Source organism: Brevundimonas sp. Root608, from assembly GCF_001427825.1.
In the GTDB taxonomy this organism is placed as follows: Bacteria; Pseudomonadota; Alphaproteobacteria; order Caulobacterales; family Caulobacteraceae; genus Brevundimonas.
In genome coordinates, this window is the sequence record NZ_LMGT01000004.1 from 140,690 (window position 1) to 159,627 (window position 18,938).

Consider the following 18,938-nt stretch of genomic DNA (forward strand, 5'->3'; position numbering starts at 1 on the left):
ATGGCGGTGTTGGGGGTGGCGCGAGACCCGTTGCTTTGAGACAAGGGGCGCATGATCCCGCCCTCCGCCGCCGCGCTCGAAGCCCTGAAATCCGCCGCCGGCCCCGGCGGCTGGACCGACGATCCCGACGAAATCGCGCCGTGGCTGACCGAATGGCGCAACCGTTGGCAGGGGCATACGCCGCTGATGCTGACGCCCCGTTCGACCGAGGAGACGGCCCGGCTGGTCGCCGTCTGCGCCGAACACCGCGTCGCCATCACCCCCCAGGGCGGCGACACCGGCCTGGTCGGCGGCCAGATTCCGTACGGCGAGGTGCTGCTGTCGACCCGCAAGCTGCGGGCGGTCCGCGACGTCACCCCGCTGGACGACGCCATGACGGTCGAGGCCGGCGTCACCCTGCTCGAAGCCCAGCAGGCCGCCGCCGCGGCGGACCGGCTGTTCCCGCTCAGCCTCGCGGCCGAGGGCACGGCGACCATCGGCGGGGTGGTCTCGACCAACGCCGGCGGCACGGCTGTCATCCGCTACGGCGTGATGCGCGACCTGGTGCTGGGTCTTGAAGCCGTCCTGCCCGACGGCCGGATCTTCCACGGCCTGAAGCGGCTGCGGAAGGACAACACCGGCTATGACCTCAAACAGCTGCTCATCGGCGCCGAGGGCACTCTCGGCGTCGTCACCGCCGCGACCCTGAAGCTGTTCCCGGTCATGCGCAGCCGGGCGACGGCCATGGTCGGGCTGGACACGCCCGTCGCCGCCATCGACCTGCTGGCCCGCGCCAAGTCAGAGACCGGAGGCGGCGTCGAGGCGTTCGAGCTGATGAAGCGGATCGGCATGGGCTTCGTGCTCGCCAACATCCCCGACACGCGCGAGCCGCTGGACACCACGCCGCCCTGGTACGTCCTGATCGAACTGGTCTCCGGCGAACCGGGCGGGGCGGAGTCCGCCATGGAGCGGCTGCTGACCCACGCCTTCGAGACCGGCCTGGTCACCGATGCGGCCATCGCCCAGAACGACGCCCAGCGCGCCGCCTTCTGGAAGGTGCGCGAGGAACAGTCGGCCGCCCAGAAGCCCGAGGGCGGCGGCTGGAAGCACGACGTCTCGGTGCCCGTGTCCCGTATCGCCGACTTCCTCGAGGAAGCCACGGCCGCCGTCGAACGCTTCCACCCCGGAGCGCGGGTCAGCGCCTTCGGCCACGTCGGCGACGGCAATATCCACTACGACGTCCTGTGCCCGCCCGGCGGCGACCATCCCGCCTTCCTCGCCCGCTGGGCCGAGGGCTCCGAGGTGGTCCACGACATCGTCGCCCGCTACGACGGCTCCATCTCGGCCGAGCACGGCCTCGGGCGGCTCAAGACGGACGAGGCGCGCCGCTACAAGTCGCCGCTGGAAATCCAGACCATGCAGGCCGTCCGCGCCGCGATCGACCCGCACCGGATCATGAACCCGGCGGTGCTGTTCTAGGGTCCGGAGGGCCGGGCTCCGCGGTCTGCGCTTTCGGCCGACGGGGCTGGTTCATCACAACGAACACGAAGAAGAGACACGAAGGACACGACGAGAGCGAGCCCCTCTCCGCCTTCCGCGGGCGCTTGCCCGCCATCGGACTCTTTTGCGTCTCCCTGACGGGAGATGCGGGTCCGCCGGCCCCGTCGTGTCCTTTGTGAATCCTTCGTGTCCCTTGTGATGAACCTTCGCGGGTCGGGGAGGGCTCCGGCAGGCCCCGCTTGCCCCGCCCGCCTGATCGTCCTACCCCTCCGCCTCGATTCAACACCGCCGGAGCCCCTCATGACCCTCGCCCTGCTGTTTCCGGGACAAGGCAGCCAGTCGGTCGGCATGGGCGCCGCCCTGGCCGACGCGTTCGCCTCGGCCCGCGCCGTCTTCGCCGAGGTCGACGAGGCTCTGGGCCAGAACCTCAGCCAGCTGATGCGCGAGGGGCCCGAAGACCAGCTGACCCTGACCGAAAACGCCCAGCCCGCCCTGATGGCCGTGTCCGTCGCGGCGATGCGCGTGCTGAAGACCGAGTTCGGTTTCGATCTGGCCAGGGCGACCTGGGCCGCCGGCCATTCGCTGGGCGAATATTCGACCCTGTGCGCCGTGGACGCGATCTCCCTCGCAGACACGGCGCGGCTGCTGAAGCTGCGCGGTCAGGCCATGCAGCGCGCCGTGCCGGTGGGCCGGGGCGCCATGGCGTCCCTGATCGGCCCGAAGACCGATCTGGCGCTGGCGGAAGAGGCGGCGAAGGCCGGGTCAGAGGTCGGCGTCTGCGTGGTCGCCAATGACAACAACGCCGGCAACATCGTCATCTCGGGCGACAAGGCCGCCGTCGACCGCGCCATCGAGAAGGCCAAGGAACTCGGCGCCCGCGCCATTCTCCTGAACGTCTCGGCGCCGTTCCACTGCCCGCTGATGCAGCCCGCCGCCGACGAGATGGCCGCGGCCCTCGCCACGGCGACCCTCGTCGCCCCCTCGGTCGCCGTCGTCGCCAATGTCACCGCCCGGCCGGAAACCGATCCCGAGGTCATCCGCCGCCTGCTGGTCGAACAGGTCACCGGCCGCGTGCGCTGGCGCGAGAGCATGGAATGGATGGCCGGGGAGGGCGGCGTCACCCGTTTCGCCGAGATCGGCTCGGGCAAGGTCCTGACCGGCATGGCCAAACGCATCGCGCCCGACGCGGAGAGCGTGTCGCTGAACACCCCGGAAGAGCTGGAAGCGTTCGCCTCGTCGTTTGGATAGTCTCCGCCGTCATCCTCGGGCTTGACCCGAGGATCAGAGGTCTGAGCAAGCTCGGCGCCTCGGATGGCCCTGAAAACTCGCTCCAGCCGCCTGGCTGGGAGCACCCTGACAGTCCGATCCTCGGGTCAAGCCCGAGGATGACGGAAGAAGAAGAAGAGGCACCCATGTTCAATCTCACCGGCAAGACCGCCCTCGTCACCGGCGCCACCGGCGGCATCGGCGGGGCCATCGCCCGCGCCCTGCACGCCCAGGGCGCGACCGTCGTCCTCTCCGGCACCCGCGAGGCGGTGCTGCAGGATCTGGCGAAAGAACTGGGCGAGCGCGCCTTCGCCGCCGCCGCCAACCTGTCGGACCCTGAATCGGTCGACGGGCTGATCGCCCGCGCCGAGGACGTCGCCGGCGCGCCGCTGGACATCCTGATCGCCAACGCCGGCATCACCAAAGACGGCCTGCTGATGCGGATGAAGGATGAGGACTTCCAGGACGTCATCCGGATCAACCTGGAGAGCTATTTCCGCCTGTCGCGCGCCGCGATGAAGGGGATGATGAAGCGCCGTTCGGGCCGGATTATCGGCGTGACCTCGGTGGTCGGCGTCACCGGCAACCCGGGCCAGACCAACTATGCGGCCTCCAAGGCCGGCATGATCGGATTTTCCAAGTCGCTGGCCCAGGAAGTGGGTTCGCGCGGGATCACGGTGAACTGCATCGCCCCCGGCTTCATCGCCTCGCCAATGACGGATGTGCTGAACGATGCCCAGCGCGAGACGATCCTGAAGAACATCCCGGCCGGCCGCCTCGGCACGGGCGACGAGATCGCCGCCGCCGCCGTCTATCTGTCGTCCGACGAAGCCGCCTACGTCACGGGCCAGACCCTGCACGTGAACGGCGGGATGGCGATGATCTAGGACGCAGTGAATTCCTTCTCCCCCTGGGGGAGAAGGCGCCCCGGAGGGGCGGATGAGGGGTAAGTCCGCGCCCGACTGTCCGGCAGCCGGCTTGTCTCGGACATCCCCCTCATCCGAGCGACTTCGCCGCCCACCTTCTCCCCCGGAGCAGAGAAGGAAGTTTGGGACGGCGCCTCCGACAAGGCGTCACAGGGCTATTTCTAGCCCTCGCGGCTGTGCTAAAGGCCAAGCAACCGACGGGTCTGAGTCTTCGTTGAAGGCTTGCACCGTCGCCGCTGCCGTCATACGGCAGTGACTGAGACAACAGCCGCCGTGGCGGCCCTGAAAGCAGAGACACCCATGTCCGACACCCTGGAACGCGTCCGCAAGATCGTCATCGACCACCTGGACGCCGATCCGGAAAAGGTCGTTGAAAAGGCCAGCTTCATCGACGATCTGGGCGCCGACTCGCTCGACAACGTCGAGCTGGTCATGGCCTTCGAGGAAGAATTCGACATCGAAATCCCCGACGACGCCGCCGAGCATATCCAGACGGTCGGCGACGCCGTGAAGTTCATCGACGAGAAGCTGGCGGGCTGATCGCCTCCACTTCAGAACGGCTTTGATGGCCGCCGTGGCGCGCCCCTAGCGGGGTCGCCCGGCGGCCATTACTGTTTGCGGTCAGGATTCTGTAGCGAGGAGCGCTCATGCGCCGTGTCGTCGTCACCGGCCTCGGTCTTCTCACCCCCCTCGGCTGGGGCGTTGACCATAACTGGAAGGGCATCCTCGAGGGGCGGTCGGGCATCGGTCCGATCACCAGCTTCGACACCGAGGGCTACGGCTGCACCATCGCCGGGGAAATCCCGTCCGTGGACGGCCGCGGCGGCGGCGCGCCCGGCCAGCCCGGCGTGTTCGACCATGAAAAGGTCATGTCGCCCAAGGACCGCAAGCGGGTCGACGACTTCATCGTCTACGCCATCGCCGCCGCCGACGAGGCCCTGGCCGACGCCGGCTGGAAGCCCGAGACCGAGGAACAGCGCGAACGCACCGGCGTCATGGTCGGCTCCGGCATCGGCGGCCTCGGCCCCATCGCCGACACCGCCATCATCCTCAAGGAACAGGGCCCGCGCCGGGTCAGCCCCTTCTTCATCCCGTCCGCCCTGATCAACCTGACCTCGGGCCAGATCTCGATCCGGCACGGCCTCAAGGGCCCGAATCACTCGGTGGTGACGGCCTGCGCCACCGGCGCCCACGCCATCGGCGACGCGGCGCGGATGATCATGATGGACGACGCCGACGTCATGGTGGCGGGCGGGGCGGAAAGCTCCATCGTCCCCATCGGCATCGCCGGCTTCCTCGCCTGCAAGGCTCTGTGCACGGCGTACAATGACACGCCCGAAAAGGCCTCGCGGCCGTGGGACAGGGACCACTCCGGCTTCGTCATGGGCGAGGGCGCGGGCATCGTGGTGCTGGAGGAATACGAACACGCGAAGGCGCGCGGCGCGACCATCTACGCCGAGGTCATCGGCTACGGCATGAGCGGCGACGCCTACCACATCACCGCCCCGGCCGAGGACGGCGAGGGCGGCTATCGCGCCATGCAGATGGCGGTGAAACGGGCCGGGATCGACGTCTCCGACATCGACTACGTCAACGCCCACGGCACGTCGACCATGGCCGACTGGATCGAGGCCGGCGCGATCGAGAAGCTGATGGGGGACCACGCCCCCAACGTGGCCCTGTCCTCGACCAAGTCCATGACCGGCCACCTGCTGGGAGCGGCGGGCGCCATCGAGGCCATCTTCTGCATCCTGGCCATCCGCGACCAGATCGCGCCGCCGACCATCAATCTGGACAATCCCGAGCGCGAGACCCCGATGAACATGGTGCGGGACAGGGGCCAGCCGATGGAGATCGACGTCGCCATGTCGAACAGCTTCGGCTTCGGCGGGACCAACGCCACCGTCATCTTCCGGAAGGTGGGCTAGGTGGGGATCGAACGGGGTTCAGGCCGCAAGACGGCCGTCGTGGCGGCGACGGGAACCGTCAGCCTGTTCATCATCGCCGCCCTGGTCGCGGCCTGGAGCGTCTTCTACGCGCCCGGCCCGTCGGCGCGCGGCGGTCAGCCGGCGACCATCGTCACCCTCCCCAGCGGCGCGGGCGTCTCGGCCATCGCCGCGACCCTGAAATCCGCCGGGGTGATCCGCTCGACCGACATGTTCAAGGCGGCCGCCACCCTGACCGGCGCGGACCGCAAGCTGCGGGCCGGCGAATATGAGGTGCCGAGCAAGGCCTCCCTGCGCTCGGTCATCGTCCTCCTGGTCGAGGGCCGGGTGGTCCGCCACTACGTCACCCTGCCCGAGGGCTGGTCCTCCGCCCAGGCCGTCGACATCCTCAACAACCAGCCGATCCTCATCGGCACGGTCGACGGCACGCCGGACGAGGGTTCGCTCTGGCCCGACACCTATGAGGTCAGCCGCGGCGAGACCCGCGACTCGGTGATCGCCCGCATGCGCCGCGCCCGCGACGAGAACCTGGCCCGGCTGTGGGCCGCCCGCAGCCCCACCACGGTCGTCCGCACGCCCGAGGAGGCCATGATCCTCGCCTCGATCGTCGAGAAGGAGACGGGCCTCGCGGCGGAGCGCCCGCGCGTCGCCGCCGTCTTCACCAACCGCCTGCGCGCGGGCATGCGGCTGGAGAGCGATCCGACCATCGTCTACGGCATCACCCGCGGCCGCCCGCTGGGCCGGGGCATCCGCCGCTCCGAACTGGACCGGGCCACCGCCTGGAACACCTATCAGATCGACGGCCTGCCCCCGACGCCCATCGCCAATCCGGGCCGCGACGCGGTCGCCGCCGTCCTCAATCCGCCCCGCAGCGACGAGCTGTTCTTCGTCGCCGACGGCACCGGCGGCCACGTCTTCGCCCGCACCTTCGACGAGCATCTCGCCAATGTCGCCCGCTGGCGCGAGATCGAGCGCCGCAAGGCCGGCCTGCCGCCCGAGGCGGCCCCGCCCGCCGTGCCCGGCACGGTTCCCGGCGTCCCCAACGCGCCGCCGGACGCCGCCTCCGGCGCCGCCGTCCCTCCGGGCGTGACGGTGCCGCCGGGCGCGCGGGTCATCAGCATACCGCCGGCCGCGCCGGCGCCGGCGCGATGAGCCGGATCTCGGGCATGACCGGCTTCGGCCGCGCCGACGGGTCCGACGGCGACTGGACCTGGTCGGTCGAGGCCCGCTCGGTCAACGGCCGCAATCTGGAGGTCCGGTTCCGGGGGCCGCCCGGCTTCGACACCCTCGAGCGTCATGCCAGGACCTCCGCCCAGGCCCGGCTGAGCCGAGGTCAGGTCACCGTCGGAATCCAGACCCGGCGCGAGCTCGGCGCCGCCTCGCTCAAGGTCAACCAGGACATCCTCGCCCGCTACCTGTCCCTCGCCAATCAACTGGCGGAGGAGGGGGCGACCCCGCCCTCGGCCGACGGCCTGCTGTCGCTGCGCGGCGTGCTGGAGGCGCCCGAGGAGGCCGACGACGCCGGGGCCCGCGCCGCCGTCGAGGCCGCCATGGCCGTCACCATCGACCAGGCCCTCGACGCCCTCAAGCTGTCGCGCGACCGCGAGGGCGGCCAGCTTCTGCCCGTGATCACGGACTTCATCGACCGGATCGAGCAACTGGTGGCCCAGGCCGAAACCGGGGCCTCGGCCCAGACCGACGCCATCCGCGAGCGTTTCAGCCGCCGCATGACCGAACTGGCTCCCGACGCCCCCGGCCTTGAGGACCGGATCTTCCTCGAGGCGGCGGCCCTCGCGACCCGGGCCGACGTGCGCGAGGAGCTGGACCGGCTGACGGCCCACGTCGCCTCGGCCCGGACCCTGTTGCAGCAACCCCCCGCCGGGCGAAAACTCGACTTCCTGATGCAGGAATTCATGAGAGAGGCGAACACCCTCTGCTCGAAATCGGCTACGACCGCGCTCACCGGAATCGGCCTCGAGCTGAAGGCCGGCATCGAACAGTTGCGCGAACAGGTCCAGAATGTCGAATGAACGCACGCCCCGCCGCGGCGTCCTGCTGATCGTCGCCAGCCCCTCGGGCGCCGGCAAGACCAGCCTGTGCCGCCGCCTGATGGCCGACCACGGCGGGCTGGAGCTGTCCGTCTCCATGACCACGCGCGGCATCCGGCCGGGCGAGGTGGCGGACCGCGACTATCACTTCGTCGACGACGCCGAATTCCAGCGCATGATCGACGCCGACGCCTTCCTCGAATGGGCCGACGTCCACGGCAGCCGCTACGGCAGCCCGCGCGCCCCCATCGACCGCGCCCTGGCCGAAGGGCGCGACGTCCTGTTCGACATCGACTGGCAGGGCGCCCGCGACATCGCCCGCAAATGCCCCGAGGACGCCGTCCGCGTCTTCATCCTGCCGCCCAGCCTCGAGGAGCTCCGTCGCCGCCTCGTCACCCGCTCCCAGGACGCCGACGAGGTCATCGAGCGCCGCATCGCCAACGCCAAGGGCGAGATCGAGCACTGCGGCGACTTCGACTATATCTTCGTCAACGACGACTTCGACCGCAGCTACGCCGAACTGGCCCACATCTACCACGCCGAACGCTCGCGGCGGTTCCGCAACGTCTGGGTCGACGCCTGGCGTGACGCCCTGCTGAACGAGGCGGTCTAGAGCACGCGGACCGAGGGCCCGGCGCCCGCTCCGTCGATCAGCAGGTCCGTCACCGCCCAGACCAGCGCATCAGCCCGGTCGGGACTGCCGCCGCCGGCGTCGCCCAGCCCCATCAGCTCCTCCTCCAGTTCGGCCAGGTCGGCGCAGTGCCGCACCCGCCCCTGTTCGTAGAGGGCCGCCACCGGTTCGGCCCGGGCCCGCTTGCCGAAGCGCGCATGCACCCGCTTCACCGGGCAGCCGACGCCCGCCGTCTTCAGCACGGCCTCGACCATCTCCCCGCCCTGGTTGGTCTCGGCCACGACGCGAACGGCCCCGAACGCCTCGACCGCCCGCGCCACGACCCGGGCCCAGCCCTGCGGCGACCGCCCGCGCACCGTCCGATCGGCCAGCACCCAGGCCATGCCGCCCTTCCGGCCCGCGACGATGATCCCGCACGCGTCGCCCCCGGTCGAGCACGGCGGATCGACGGCCACCACGACGCGCTCGAACGCGCCTTCTCCCTCCCCCTTGTGGGGAGGGATGTCGGCGCGCAGCGACGACAGGGTGGGGCCCGCATGTCCGCACCCAGGCCCTTTCTGACCCCACCCGGGCTCAGCCTGCGGCCTCGCCGTCCCTCCCCATGAAGGGGAGGGAAATCGCGCCGCCTGCATCATCTCCAGCGTGAATAGCGCCCCGTCGCCCTCGACCACCCGTCCGTCCAGCTCCTGCGCCGCCAGCCGGGTGCCGCCGTACAGACCTTCCAGTCCGTCCAGAAACGCGGGGGCGAGGTTGCCCGCATTGACGCGCGTCGGCAGGTCCGTCCGCTCCAGCCCCGCCTCCTTAAGCAACCGTCTCAGCGCCGCCATCGGTTTCGGCGTCGTGGTCACCACCAGCTGCGGCCGCCGCCCCAGCCGCAATCCCATCCGCAGCAGGGCCAGCGTCGCCTCGGGCTTGCGCCAGGCGCACCATTCGTCCGCCCACGCCGCCCCGAACTGCGGCCCGCGCAGCGACTCCGGATCCTCGGCCGAGAACACCATCGCCACCGCCCCGTTCGGCCACACCAGCCGCCGCCGGCTCGCCTCCCATTGCGGCCGTCCGCCGATGGCGTAGCGGGGCAGGGCGCACAGGCCCGACGGCCCCTCGATCATCACCTCGCGCACGTCATGCAGGCTCTGTCCGACCAGGGCGATCCGCCCGCCGCCCGGCGAGCCGTCGCGCGCCCGGTTCGCCACCCATTCCGCGCCCGCCCGCGTCTTGCCCCCGCCGCGCCCGCCCAGCACCAGCCAGGTGCGCCAGTCGCTCTCCGGCGGCTTCTGGCCTTGATGCGCCGCCTTCGTCCAGTCGGCGCCGAGTATCTGCCGCTCCGCCGGCGACAGGGCGGCCAATCGCACCTCCAGGTTCAAACCGTCTCCTCCACGCTGTGCGGGGAGGGGGACCGCGAAGCGGTGGAGGGGCCACCGCCCCAATCCTCGCCCAGCAGCTTCCGCCGCACCGCCTCGAACGCCGCCTCGTCAGGCTCGCCGGGATCCTCCGGGGCCGTCCCGTCCAGCCGCGCCGCCGCCCGTCCCAGCACGTCGGCCACCCGCGCAGCCTCGCCGGCCAGCGTCATCCGCCCCTCGCGCAACAGCTTCACCGCCTCGCCCAGCGCCAGCCGCGCCGCCTCGCGCGGGGTCAGATCCCCGTCGATCTGCCCGACGACTGCCTCCGCCAGACCCGCGTCGGCGGGACAGACCGGCGTCGCCTCGGCCAGCGACCGTTTGCTCCATCCCTCGCGCGTGATCCGCCGCCGGATCGCGTATTCGGTCACGTCGAACACCTCGGCCAGCCGCGGCGCGCTCTCGCCCGCCAGATACCGCGCCCGGACCAGCGTCCAGACCTCCTCGCGGCGGATGCGGTAGGGATTTCGGCGGCGTTTCCTGCCTGTCTCTTCCATCCCGCCATTATCGGGCCGCCGCTTCCTGCGGCGGGTTCATGACGCTGTTTCGGCGGGAAAACCCCTTCGGATCAAAGGCGTGATCTGAGAGAATTGTCTGGCTGGCGGCGGATTGCCGGCAATTGTCGCGGATATGGCTGATGTCGCCCCTGTCACGGGCCGGATGTCGCGGATATCGAGCCGCGATTGTCCCGGGTCGGCGACCGCAAGGTGCGCGCGGCGCCGCCTCTTGACCGCGACCGGACGGCGCCTATCTCCAACGCACTGTTTCAACAACGAAAGGAGGTGGTCGAATGTCTCATTGTCTCACGCCGCGCGCGGCCCGTCGGATGAGCCCGGCCTCCCCTCTGGCGGGGTCTGTCGCCTGACGAAGCCGTTCGCCGGCTGACAATGGAAGGGCCGCTCCCGCGAGGGGGCGGCCCTTTTTTGCTGGCGGCTCTCAGGGTCGGTTCGCTGCTGGGGCGGCCATGGGCTGCTGGGGGCGGGGCTGCGGGAAGTTCACCGTAAGGTTTTCGACCCGCCGCCAGAGCATCGCTCCCGAGGGCGACCTGTAGCCAACCTCGCCCGTCACCGGGCATTGGACCGTGTCGAACGGCGTGGCTAACGCTCCCTGGAACCGGTTGCGGATCGTCAGGACCAGCGTTCTCGACGACCCTGTGAGGGGGCCGTCGAACGTGGCTGCGAACTCGGCGCCGTTGGTCATCACGTCCGCGCAATCCAGCCGCAGATTATCCAGAATGATCCGGTCGGTGTCGTTGTAGGACCCGATGTTTCGCAGCTGGAACCGGATGCTCCATTGGATATCCGACGCTTCCGGAATGGAGCCGTTCACCGGATAGACGGATGGTCCCTGCTGGCTGAGACGGTGAAGCTCGGGCCCCGCATTTCGCGTCAGCGTGACGTCTCCGAGCTTGAGCCAGAGGCGCTGCTGGCTCTTTTCGTTCGCGCTTGCCAGGAAGGGGGTCAAGGCCACATCGCCCGTGGTCGTGGAGGCCGTCGGCGTATAGCTGATCTGGAACCGGCAAACGGTCAGGTTGTCCTTGCGCACCTGCAGGGGATCGCTCGCGAAGGCCAGCTGCGAGCTGGGCCCGGTCGCGGATCGGCTATCGCGCACTTGCCAGGATGAACGGTTGCAATAGGCGGCGGGCAGGGACTGGATGTCGGCATGCAACATCTTGGGCTGCGTCGGGTCGATCATCGGGCCGTCGGGAGCTGAAAGCTCTGCAGGCGAAGCGTTCTCGACGGCGGCTACGATCGCTGCGAGGTCCGGGAAGGCTCGCCAACCCGTGGTGGCCGGCGCTCCGGTGCGTGGCGTGTCGATCAGGACATGGAAATCCTCGAGCGCATAGGATGACTGTTGCCGTAACTCGCCGTCGACTGAGGCCGCCGCGGTGAACATGGGGATGTTGAGGCGGCCAGAGGCTTCCGCATCGGTCTGCTGGTCAGTCTCGGTCCGTGTCTGCCGGTAGATGACGGTTCCATCGAAATACTCCAGCAGAGACCGGTTGCCGGGCCCCGGGATGTACCAGTCCCAGAACAGGATGCCCGCGTAGAATTTGTGCCGCGCGCGATCGATGTTTTCGATCGTCGATCCGTCCCACATTTCCCAGACGGGCGAGTTGAAGCGGCCGCGGACGACCTCCATCGTTGATCGGCTGTCGCTCCTGGACTCCGCCTCCAGCGCCGCTTGCAGGGTGGCCGTCGGGAAGGCGAAGTCGGCGTTGGCGCTCAAGGCTCCGGCCAGGATGCTGATGCAGCTGGCTTCCAGCCGGGTCGAGGGGAAGCCGGGTTGGAGAATCTTGTCCCTGTCCTCATAGGTCAGCCGAAGGAAGTTCTTGTTCTCGAAGGTGGCGGCGCTCACATCCCGTGAGCTGTAAACATGGCCGAACACCCGGCCGAGGCTCATTTCGAGATCCTTCAGGATCGTCGGATTCGCCGTCAGGTTCAGCCGCCCGATGATACGCGGGTCGATCGCCGACACCTGCCGTGTCGAGCCTAATAGGCCGGGTCTGCGTATGGTCAGCGGGATCTGACCGCTGCAATCGCGCACATACTCAGTGAAGCTTTGCTCGATCGGATAACTCAGTAGCGGCTGGCTGGCGCTGTTCAGCCGCGCGCTGAACGGGGCCGGCGATTGCGCCGCGGCTGACCCGGCCATTGCCAAGCCGGCCAGCATGGCCGGAACGCAGCAAACGGATTTGTGCAAGACGCGCTCCTGTCCCTCTGCCGGCGTCAAACCGGCGCTCCCTGAAGAATATGAGCACGCGCTGTGGTTGAGCACAATCCACGTATCGGTGATACGAGACTTGCGGGCCTTTTCAGGCCAGCGCGTTCGCCAGCCTGAGGAAGCCGGGTCCGTCCACCACTTCCGCCCGCGCATCCGGCTCGATCCCCGCCGCCTCGCACAACGCCGCCCCGCCCAGGGTCTTCAGACTGGACCGCAGCATCTTGCGCCGTTGCCCGAACGCCGCCGCCGTCACCCGTTCCAGCCGCTTCAGCGTCTCCGCGTCCGGCCGGTCCACGCGCGGAACCAGATGCACCACCGCGCTGGCCACCTTCGGCGGCGGCGTGAAGGCGGCGGCGGGCAGGTGCATGACCAGACGGGCCTCGCACACCGCCTGGCTGATCACCGCCAGACGGCCGTAGGCGTCGTCTCCGGGCGCGGCCACGATGCGCTCGGCCACCTCCTTCTGGAACATCAGGGTCAGGGCGTGCGGCAGCCACGGCCCCGTCAGCCATTTGATCAGCAGCGGCGTGCCGACGTTGTAGGGCAGGTTCGACACCACATGCGCCGGCCCCTCGACCAGATCGGCCTCGCGCACCTTCAGGGCGTCGGCCTCGACCACGACCAGACGCCCCGAACCATCGTCCAGCTCGGCCAGCAGGGGCAGGAAGCGCGGATCCTTCTCGACCAGAACCACCTTGCCGGCGTCGCCTTCCAGCAGGGCCCGGGTCAGGCCGCCGGGGCCGGGGCCGATCTCGATCACCGCGCGGCCCTCGAACGGGCCGGCCAGACGCACGATCTTGCGCGTCACATTCAGGTCCAGCAGGAAATGCTGGCCGAAGCTCTTCTTCGCCGACAGCCCGTGGGCGTCGAGGGATTCGCGGAGCGTGGGGAGGTCGGTCACATCAGGTCCGCATCAACAATCCTTCTCCCCCTGGGGGAGAAGGTGGCCCGAAGGGCCGGATGAGGGGTAAGCCCGCCGCAGGCTCGGCGCCAACCCTTTTCCCGCCGGCCTGCGGAAAACGGATCAAACCTTCCACACGACGGCATGCTCGCGGATTGCGGCCAGAATGATCCCGGGATTGCGCAGGAACGCCTCGTTCCTGAACCGCAGCACCGTGAAACCCGCCTCAGCGAGGCGAAGGTCGCGGGCGGCGTCTTCAGCGGCCTTCAGGTCGTGAATTCCGCCGTCCAGCTCAATCACAAGTCTGATCTCCGGACACACGAAGTCAGGAATCGCGCCCGCCACCGGAGTTTGTCTCCGGAACTTCAGACCTTCGAAGCGCCGTCCTCGCAACATGGCCCACAACCTCGCCTCCGCGCCGGTGAGGTCCGCGCGCATACGCCTCGCCTGACGCGTCCGCGGCTGGGTCTGGAACATCGCCTTCGCTCCATTCTCGGATCGCCGGATGATGGCGAGCGGGCGTGGCGATGGCTACCCCTTACAAACCTGAGATTGTCGTTCCTCCCCTTTTCCTCCGGGAAGGAAACCGGGCCCTGCAGGGGCTCGCAAGCTCGGGCGCCGCAGCCGGTCCGGGTCGGGCCTTCCCCTCATCCGGCCCTCCGGGCCACCTTCTCCCCCAAGGGGAGAAGGATCCACCAGCCGCCAGCCACTAACCACTGACCACCCCGGCCCGCGCCGCCGCCATCTCCCCCGCCAGCCGCACCGCCGCGATCAGGCTGTCGGCCCGGGCCAGGCCCTCGCCGGCGATGTCGAAACCGGTGCCGTGGTCCGGCGAGGTGCGGATCACGGGCAGGCCCAGGGTGGTGTTGACCCCGCCCCAGAAGTCCAGCGTCTTGACCGGGATCAGGGCCTGGTCGTGATACAGGCACAGGACGGCGTCATAGGTCGCGCGGGCGTCGTCGTGGAACAGGGTGTCGGCGGGCCGGGGGTCGGTGATGGCGATCCCCTCGGCGCGCAGGGCCCGCGCCGCCGGGCCCAGCACCTCGATCTCCTCCAGACCGATCGCGCCGCCTTCGCCCGCGTGCGGATTCAGCGCCGCCAGCGCCAGCCGGGGGGCCGCGATCCCGAAGTCGCGCTTCATCGCCTCGTGGACCACCCGCGCCGTGCGGCACACCCGCTCGACGGTGATCAGCGCGGGGACCTCGGCCAGCGGCGAATGAATTGTGACCAGGCAGGCGCGCAGGTCCTTCGCCGTCAGCATCATGACGGGCCCGCGCGTGCCGGCGAAGGGGATGTCGGCCGTCAGTTCGGCGATGAACTCCGTGTGGCCCGGAAAGCGGAAGCCGGCGGCGTAGAGCGGGGCCTTGGCGATCGGGGCCGTGACCACGCCCGAGGCCTCGCCCGACAGGGCCAGGTTGACCGCCTGCTCGATCCAGTCGGCCACGGCGCCGGCGTTGGCGGCCTCGGGCCGTCCGGGCGCGACGGCGGCGGGCAGGGGAATGTCCAGCACCGGGATGGCGCGGCCGAACACGGCCGGGGCGTCCGCGAGCGACAGCACGGTCTGGACCGGCTGGCCCTGGGCGCGCAGCAGGGCGGCGTCGCCGACGACGGCGAAGACGGGGCCGCTGGTCTTCAGCGCCGTCCAGGCCGCGGCGATGATCTCGGGTCCCACGCCCGCCGGTTCGCCCATCGACAGGGCCAGCGGCGCGGGGCCGGTCATCACTTCATCTCGATGAGGGCGTCCTCACGCAGGTCGCGCATGTAGCGCCGGGCCAGGGTGGCGAGGTTCTGACGGAACAGCTGGTTCTCGACGGCGCGCGCGTCGGGCGCCTCGATGCCGCCGGCCCGGCGTCCGCAGACGGCCAGCAGATGGACGCCCAGCGGGGTGCGGACCGGGGTGCTGATCGAGCCGACCTCGGCCGAGCGGGCGACCTGCTGGAACTGCGGCGCGAGGTTCTGGACATCGGCCTCGCCGAGGTCCGAGCCCAGCAGACCCTGTTCGGAGGTGGCGCGCTGCAGCATCGTATCGCAGGTCAGCTGGGGCCGCAGGGCCTCGAGCCGCGCCGTGGCGGCGGCCACATCCGCCTCGGTCGCGGTTTCCGGCAGCTCGATCATCACCTGCTTGATCTGCACCAGACTCGCCGACGCCCCGTCCCGCTTGTCGCGCATATAGACAATATAGACGCCGCCATCGACCGGAATGGGGCGCGACAGCTGGCCGACGTCGAGCTGATCGAGGGCCTGCTGCAGGGCGGGCTGGACGGTGCCTTCCACGACCCAACCGGCGTCGCCGCCGCGGGTGGCCGAGGGGGCGGCCGAGAACTGCTGGGCGACGGCTTGGAAGGGCGCGCCCTGAACCATCTGCTGCACCAGCTGCGTGGCGCCGTTCAACGCGGCCTGCTGGCCGCCGACGCGGCTGGCCTCGATATAGATTTCGCCGATCAGATACTGCTTCTTCGACGCCGCCTCGCCGGCCTGGCGGAGGGCTGCGTCCACCGCCGACCTGCTGACCCGGGCACGGCTCTGGAAGCGGCCGCCGACCAGTTGGGACCAGCCGATCTGGGTCCGGAGCTGTTCGCGCAGGGTCGAGGGGCGAATCCCGCCCTGGGCGAGGAAGTCGAGATAGGTCGCGGGCGCGGCGCCCACTTCCTGGGCCATGGCGGCCAGCTCCCGGTCGACGTCTTCGTCGCTGACCACCAGGTCTTCGTATTTGGTCAGCTCCTGGGCCTGCAGTCGCTCGTCGATCAGCAGGTTCAGCGCCTGCTGCTGGATGGCGGGGATATTCTCGGCCGTCGGCTGGACCTGGGTCATGGCAATCAACAGCAGCATGCGCTGGCGCAGGTCGAACCCGGTGATGACGCTGTCGTTGACCGTGGCCAGGATGCCGTCGGACATCTGGAACGCGGGCGCGACCGGAGCCGGCGCCGGAGCCGCCTCGGCGGCCGGATTCAGCGATCCCGCCGCGGCCGGAGCCTGCACGGGGGCGGTTTGGGCCACGGCCGTACCGGCCAGGAGGGCGGCCATCGCCACGCCCGTCATGTAACGCGTCAAACCCATGTCAGTCCGTATTCCTCAAGCGGCGTTGGCCGGATTTGATCCGGATAATCTTCCCGCGCGCCCCCGGGCCGCGCGGCGTCCAGCGCCTGTCGCTGCGTCAATACCCTGTACCGCCGAAAGTGGCGAGGTTTAGGCGCACATAGACGCCCTCCGAAGGCCCCGTCGGGCGGACGCGGGTATTGTCGCGCCGCCAACCCAGCTCGAACCGGAAACAATCGTCGTCGAACAGCAGTCCGATTTCCGAGCGGGTTATCACGTCGCGCTCGAGGTCGGCGATGCCGGCGGCGGCCACGCCCCAGTTGCCGTAGAGGAATTGCTGGCCCGAAAGCTGGACGAATTCATAGTTGCGATTCAGCGGTCCGGCGACCGGGTTGGACCGGTCGATGATGTAGCTGACCGTGGCCAGGTTACGGCGGCCCCAGCGGCCGTCCACGGCCGTCTCGGCCCGGCGGATCTCGCCCGAGGAATCGATCGTCGCGTGGCCCCAGCCGCGAATCCGGTCGGAGGGGGAGAAACTGCCCTGGACGACCCAGTCCGAGGTGTCCGACGCCAGTCCGGAGGGGTCGTAGACCTGCGTCGGCGCATCCGGAACGGGAACCCGGAAGGCCGGCTGTTCAGCGTCTCGCAGGCTGCGGCCGATGAACAGGCTCGCCTGCCGGCCCTGGTCCCAGCGCAGCGTGGCGCGCATACCCGCCGTGAAGCGCAGTCCGCCCTCCAGCAGATCGTAGCCGGGGAAACGGTCGATCCGGAACAGCGAGCTCTCGTCCAGTTCCAGCGTCTGGCTGTCCTCATTGGGAATTCGCGCGTCGAGGTCCGGATCGGTCGATACGGATATCTGCGCCATCGGCTCGAGGATCAGGTCGGCGCTGTCGCCCATGCGCCGGATCAGGGGATAGCTGACGTCCAGGCCGGCGGTGGCGCGGGTGCGGGTGATGGTTTCGTCGTCAAGGCCCAGGATCGGCGGCAGGTCGCCGACGGAATAGGCGTCGGCGCGCACGTCGACGAACGGCTCCCACCGCACGCCCGCCCGCGAAGTGAGGGCCCGACGCCATTCGGCCTGGCCGGAGACGCGGCGGCTGTCCACACCCGGCAGGCCCACGATTGAGCCGGTCGGGACGATCTCGGGCCGGAGAACCGGACTGCCGACATAGGCGTCGCGGTACAGCGAAACGGCGGCGCCGCGCAGCCTCAGGCGCCCGCCCAGCACCGGCCCGTCGGGTTCCCACCGGGCCTCGATCAACGGGGCGACGAACGGCAGGCTGTCGTCGCTCTCGAATATGTTCAGGCCCGGCGCGTCGACGTTCGGGACCGCGACGCGAAGGCTCTGCATGTCGAAGGCGGCGATGGAAAGGTAGGACCGGAGGGTCTGGCGCTCGAGGTAGACCTGGCTGATCAGACGGCGGCGATCGCCATAGTAGAGGCCGTTGTCCTGATAGGGATCGCGGATGTCGTACCGGTCGAACAGGGTCTTGTCCGAGGTGCGTTCAGCGGTGAACCCGCCGCGCCAGGGGCCGTCCGGGTCGAACCGGCCGTGAGCCAGCAGATAGCTGCGGTGCTCGGCTGCGATGGGAATGTCGGGCAGGTTGTCCGGGTCGGGACCGTCGAAATCCCCGAAATTCTCCTCATAGGTATAGCCGGCGCGGGCCACGACCGTCCCGTTCGCGAACCGGCGCCGCCACTGCAGGTTCAGCAGGGGAGCCACATCGGTGTTGAACTGGGGACTGATCAGCCAGTCTTCCGAAGGCGAGACGACGTGCAGGTAGGGAACCTCCAGGCTAAGACCCCGGCCCTCGTCGTAGCTGGGTATCGGGACCAGGAAGCCCGACGCGCGCTCAACCGTCGGATCCGGATGGGCGAAGAACGGCAGGTAGAAGACCGGCACGCCGCCGACGCGGAACAGGGCGTTGCGGTACAGGATCGCTCGCAGGTCCTCGTTCTGAACCACCTTCTCCGCCTGGATGGAGATGCTGGGTTCCTTCGGATTGCCTTCGGCGTCGCAGATCGGGCACGGCGTGAAGATGGCGTAGTTCAGCTCGTTGACGTTCTCGCTGCGGCGCACGGCCGTGGCCGCCATCAGGCTGGCGCCGTTGGTGAAGCGGGTGGCGAAATCGACGGCGACCCCGGCCTTGAGGTCTGAATCGAGCTCGAGGCGGCTGGCGAAGATCACCGTCCCGCCCGGATCGGTGAACTCCACCCGCCGATTGGCCGTCGCGACGCCGGACGAGAGATCATAGCTGACGTCGCCGGCCCTCAGGGTCGCGCCCCGGAAGCGCGCCAGCACCCGGCTTTCGCCCGCGCCGCTGGCGGAGATCACGTCGCCGGCCCGGGCCGCGACGTCGGCCTCGATGTAGACGGCGTCGGGCGTCAGCCCGTCCGGGCCCGTCGGCGCCGGAACGGGCGAGGGGGGCGGGGCGGGGGCGGCCGTTGTCTGCGCGAAGGCGGCAGAGCCTGACGCGGCGAGGGCGACGGCGGCCGCCCCGGCCAGGAGCCGGCGGCGCAGGGCTGCCGTGTCGGGCGCGCGGCGGTCACGCTGCATGCAAATTCACTCTGGATGGCGGACGGG

The 18,938-nt window shown here is 69.8% G+C and carries 16 protein-coding genes; 8 read left to right on the top strand and 8 right to left on the bottom strand.

Features of this window, described 5'->3' with window-relative positions:
* Positions 1-51 precede the first annotated feature (51 nt).
* The 8 genes from ASD59_RS07015 to gmk all read left to right on the top strand — a co-directional run bounded on the left by ASD59_RS07015 (position 52) and on the right by gmk (position 8,278).
* A complete protein-coding gene (locus ASD59_RS07015) occupies positions 52-1,458 on the top strand; it encodes an FAD-binding oxidoreductase (RefSeq protein ID WP_055830229.1) in 1,407 nt (468 codons plus the stop codon).
* A gap of 321 nt (positions 1,459-1,779) precedes the next feature.
* The gene (gene fabD / locus ASD59_RS07020) at positions 1,780-2,727 is read left to right on the top strand and encodes an ACP S-malonyltransferase (RefSeq protein ID WP_055830230.1); all 948 of its coding nucleotides are present in this window, start codon (positions 1,780-1,782) and stop codon (positions 2,725-2,727) included.
* Between the two features lie 164 nt (positions 2,728-2,891).
* Positions 2,892-3,632 (top strand): 3-oxoacyl-[acyl-carrier-protein] reductase, encoded by a 741-nt coding sequence (gene fabG / locus ASD59_RS07025; protein ID WP_055830231.1) that lies wholly within the window; start codon positions 2,892-2,894, stop codon positions 3,630-3,632.
* Between the two features lie 339 nt (positions 3,633-3,971).
* Positions 3,972-4,211 carry an acyl carrier protein gene (locus ASD59_RS07030; protein WP_055830235.1) on the top strand — a complete coding sequence of 80 codons (240 nt, stop codon included), beginning with the start codon at positions 3,972-3,974 and terminating at the stop codon, positions 4,209-4,211.
* A gap of 107 nt (positions 4,212-4,318) precedes the next feature.
* Entirely contained in the window at positions 4,319-5,599 is a 1,281-nt protein-coding gene (gene fabF, locus ASD59_RS07035; RefSeq protein WP_055830236.1) for a beta-ketoacyl-ACP synthase II, read from the top strand.
* Entirely contained in the window at positions 5,600-6,769 is a 1,170-nt protein-coding gene (mltG, locus tag ASD59_RS07040; RefSeq protein ID WP_055830238.1) for an endolytic transglycosylase MltG, read from the top strand.
* Entirely contained in the window at positions 6,766-7,647 is an 882-nt protein-coding gene (locus ASD59_RS07045; protein WP_055830240.1) for a YicC/YloC family endoribonuclease, read from the top strand. Before mltG ends, ASD59_RS07045 begins: the two co-directional genes overlap by 4 nt.
* Positions 7,637-8,278, top strand: a complete 642-nt coding sequence (gene gmk / locus ASD59_RS07050) for a guanylate kinase (protein ID WP_055830242.1) — start codon at positions 7,637-7,639, stop codon at positions 8,276-8,278. The genes ASD59_RS07045 and gmk overlap by 11 nt, the downstream gene beginning before the upstream one ends.
* Here gmk and ASD59_RS07055 read toward each other — a convergent pair.
* The 8 genes from ASD59_RS07055 to ASD59_RS07090 all read right to left on the bottom strand — a co-directional run bounded on the left by ASD59_RS07055 (position 8,275) and on the right by ASD59_RS07090 (position 18,911).
* Entirely contained in the window at positions 8,275-9,642 is a 1,368-nt protein-coding gene (locus ASD59_RS07055; RefSeq protein WP_156376961.1) for a DNA-packaging protein, read from the bottom strand. The two genes, gmk and ASD59_RS07055, sit on opposite strands and share 4 nt — an antisense overlap.
* Before the next feature lie 14 nt (positions 9,643-9,656).
* Entirely contained in the window at positions 9,657-10,190 is a 534-nt protein-coding gene (locus ASD59_RS07060; protein WP_055830246.1) for a hypothetical protein, read from the bottom strand.
* Positions 10,191-10,629: 439 nt separating this feature from the next.
* Entirely contained in the window at positions 10,630-12,396 is a 1,767-nt protein-coding gene (locus ASD59_RS07065) for a hypothetical protein (protein ID WP_156376962.1), read from the bottom strand.
* 112 nt (positions 12,397-12,508) lie between these two features.
* Positions 12,509-13,318 carry a 16S rRNA (adenine(1518)-N(6)/adenine(1519)-N(6))-dimethyltransferase RsmA gene (rsmA, locus tag ASD59_RS07070; protein ID WP_055830250.1) on the bottom strand — a complete coding sequence of 270 codons (810 nt, stop codon included), beginning with the start codon at positions 13,316-13,318 and terminating at the stop codon, positions 12,509-12,511.
* Positions 13,319-13,441: 123 nt separating this feature from the next.
* Positions 13,442-13,795, bottom strand: a complete 354-nt coding sequence (locus ASD59_RS07075; protein WP_055830252.1) for an endonuclease domain-containing protein — start codon at positions 13,793-13,795, stop codon at positions 13,442-13,444.
* Between the two features lie 232 nt (positions 13,796-14,027).
* Positions 14,028-15,038, bottom strand: coding sequence for a 4-hydroxythreonine-4-phosphate dehydrogenase PdxA (gene pdxA, locus ASD59_RS07080; protein WP_055830254.1), 1,011 nt, complete (start codon positions 15,036-15,038; stop codon positions 14,028-14,030).
* On the bottom strand, positions 15,038-16,375 hold the full coding sequence (locus ASD59_RS07085) for a peptidylprolyl isomerase (RefSeq protein WP_200943749.1): 1,338 nt from the start codon (positions 16,373-16,375) through the stop codon (positions 15,038-15,040). Before ASD59_RS07085 ends, pdxA begins: the two co-directional genes overlap by 1 nt.
* A 97-nt stretch (positions 16,376-16,472) precedes the next feature.
* Positions 16,473-18,911, bottom strand: coding sequence for an LPS-assembly protein LptD (locus ASD59_RS07090; protein WP_055830256.1), 2,439 nt, complete (start codon positions 18,909-18,911; stop codon positions 16,473-16,475).
* Between the last annotated feature and the right edge of the window lie 27 nt (positions 18,912-18,938).

Excerpts from the sequence above, each read along its gene's own strand:
- fabD (WP_055830230.1), top strand. The coding sequence starts at position 1,780 with ATGACCCTCGCCCTGCTGTTTCCGGGACAAGGCAGCCAGTCGGTCGGC.
- fabG (WP_055830231.1), top strand. The coding sequence starts at position 2,892 with ATGTTCAATCTCACCGGCAAGACCGCCCTCGTCACCGGCGCCACCGGC.
- gmk (WP_055830242.1), top strand. The coding sequence starts at position 7,637 with ATGTCGAATGAACGCACGCCCCGCCGCGGCGTCCTGCTGATCGTCGCC.
- ASD59_RS07015 (WP_055830229.1), top strand. The coding sequence starts at position 52 with ATGATCCCGCCCTCCGCCGCCGCGCTCGAAGCCCTGAAATCCGCCGCC.
- ASD59_RS07085 (WP_200943749.1), bottom strand. The coding sequence starts at position 16,375 with ATGGGTTTGACGCGTTACATGACGGGCGTGGCGATGGCCGCCCTCCTG.
- ASD59_RS07060 (WP_055830246.1), bottom strand. The coding sequence starts at position 10,190 with ATGGAAGAGACAGGCAGGAAACGCCGCCGAAATCCCTACCGCATCCGC.
- pdxA (WP_055830254.1), bottom strand. The coding sequence starts at position 15,038 with ATGACCGGCCCCGCGCCGCTGGCCCTGTCGATGGGCGAACCGGCGGGC.
- ASD59_RS07030 (WP_055830235.1), top strand. The coding sequence starts at position 3,972 with ATGTCCGACACCCTGGAACGCGTCCGCAAGATCGTCATCGACCACCTG.
- fabF (WP_055830236.1), top strand. The coding sequence starts at position 4,319 with ATGCGCCGTGTCGTCGTCACCGGCCTCGGTCTTCTCACCCCCCTCGGC.
- ASD59_RS07075 (WP_055830252.1), bottom strand. The coding sequence starts at position 13,795 with ATGTTCCAGACCCAGCCGCGGACGCGTCAGGCGAGGCGTATGCGCGCG.
- ASD59_RS07045 (WP_055830240.1), top strand. The coding sequence starts at position 6,766 with ATGAGCCGGATCTCGGGCATGACCGGCTTCGGCCGCGCCGACGGGTCC.
- ASD59_RS07090 (WP_055830256.1), bottom strand. The coding sequence starts at position 18,911 with ATGCAGCGTGACCGCCGCGCGCCCGACACGGCAGCCCTGCGCCGCCGG.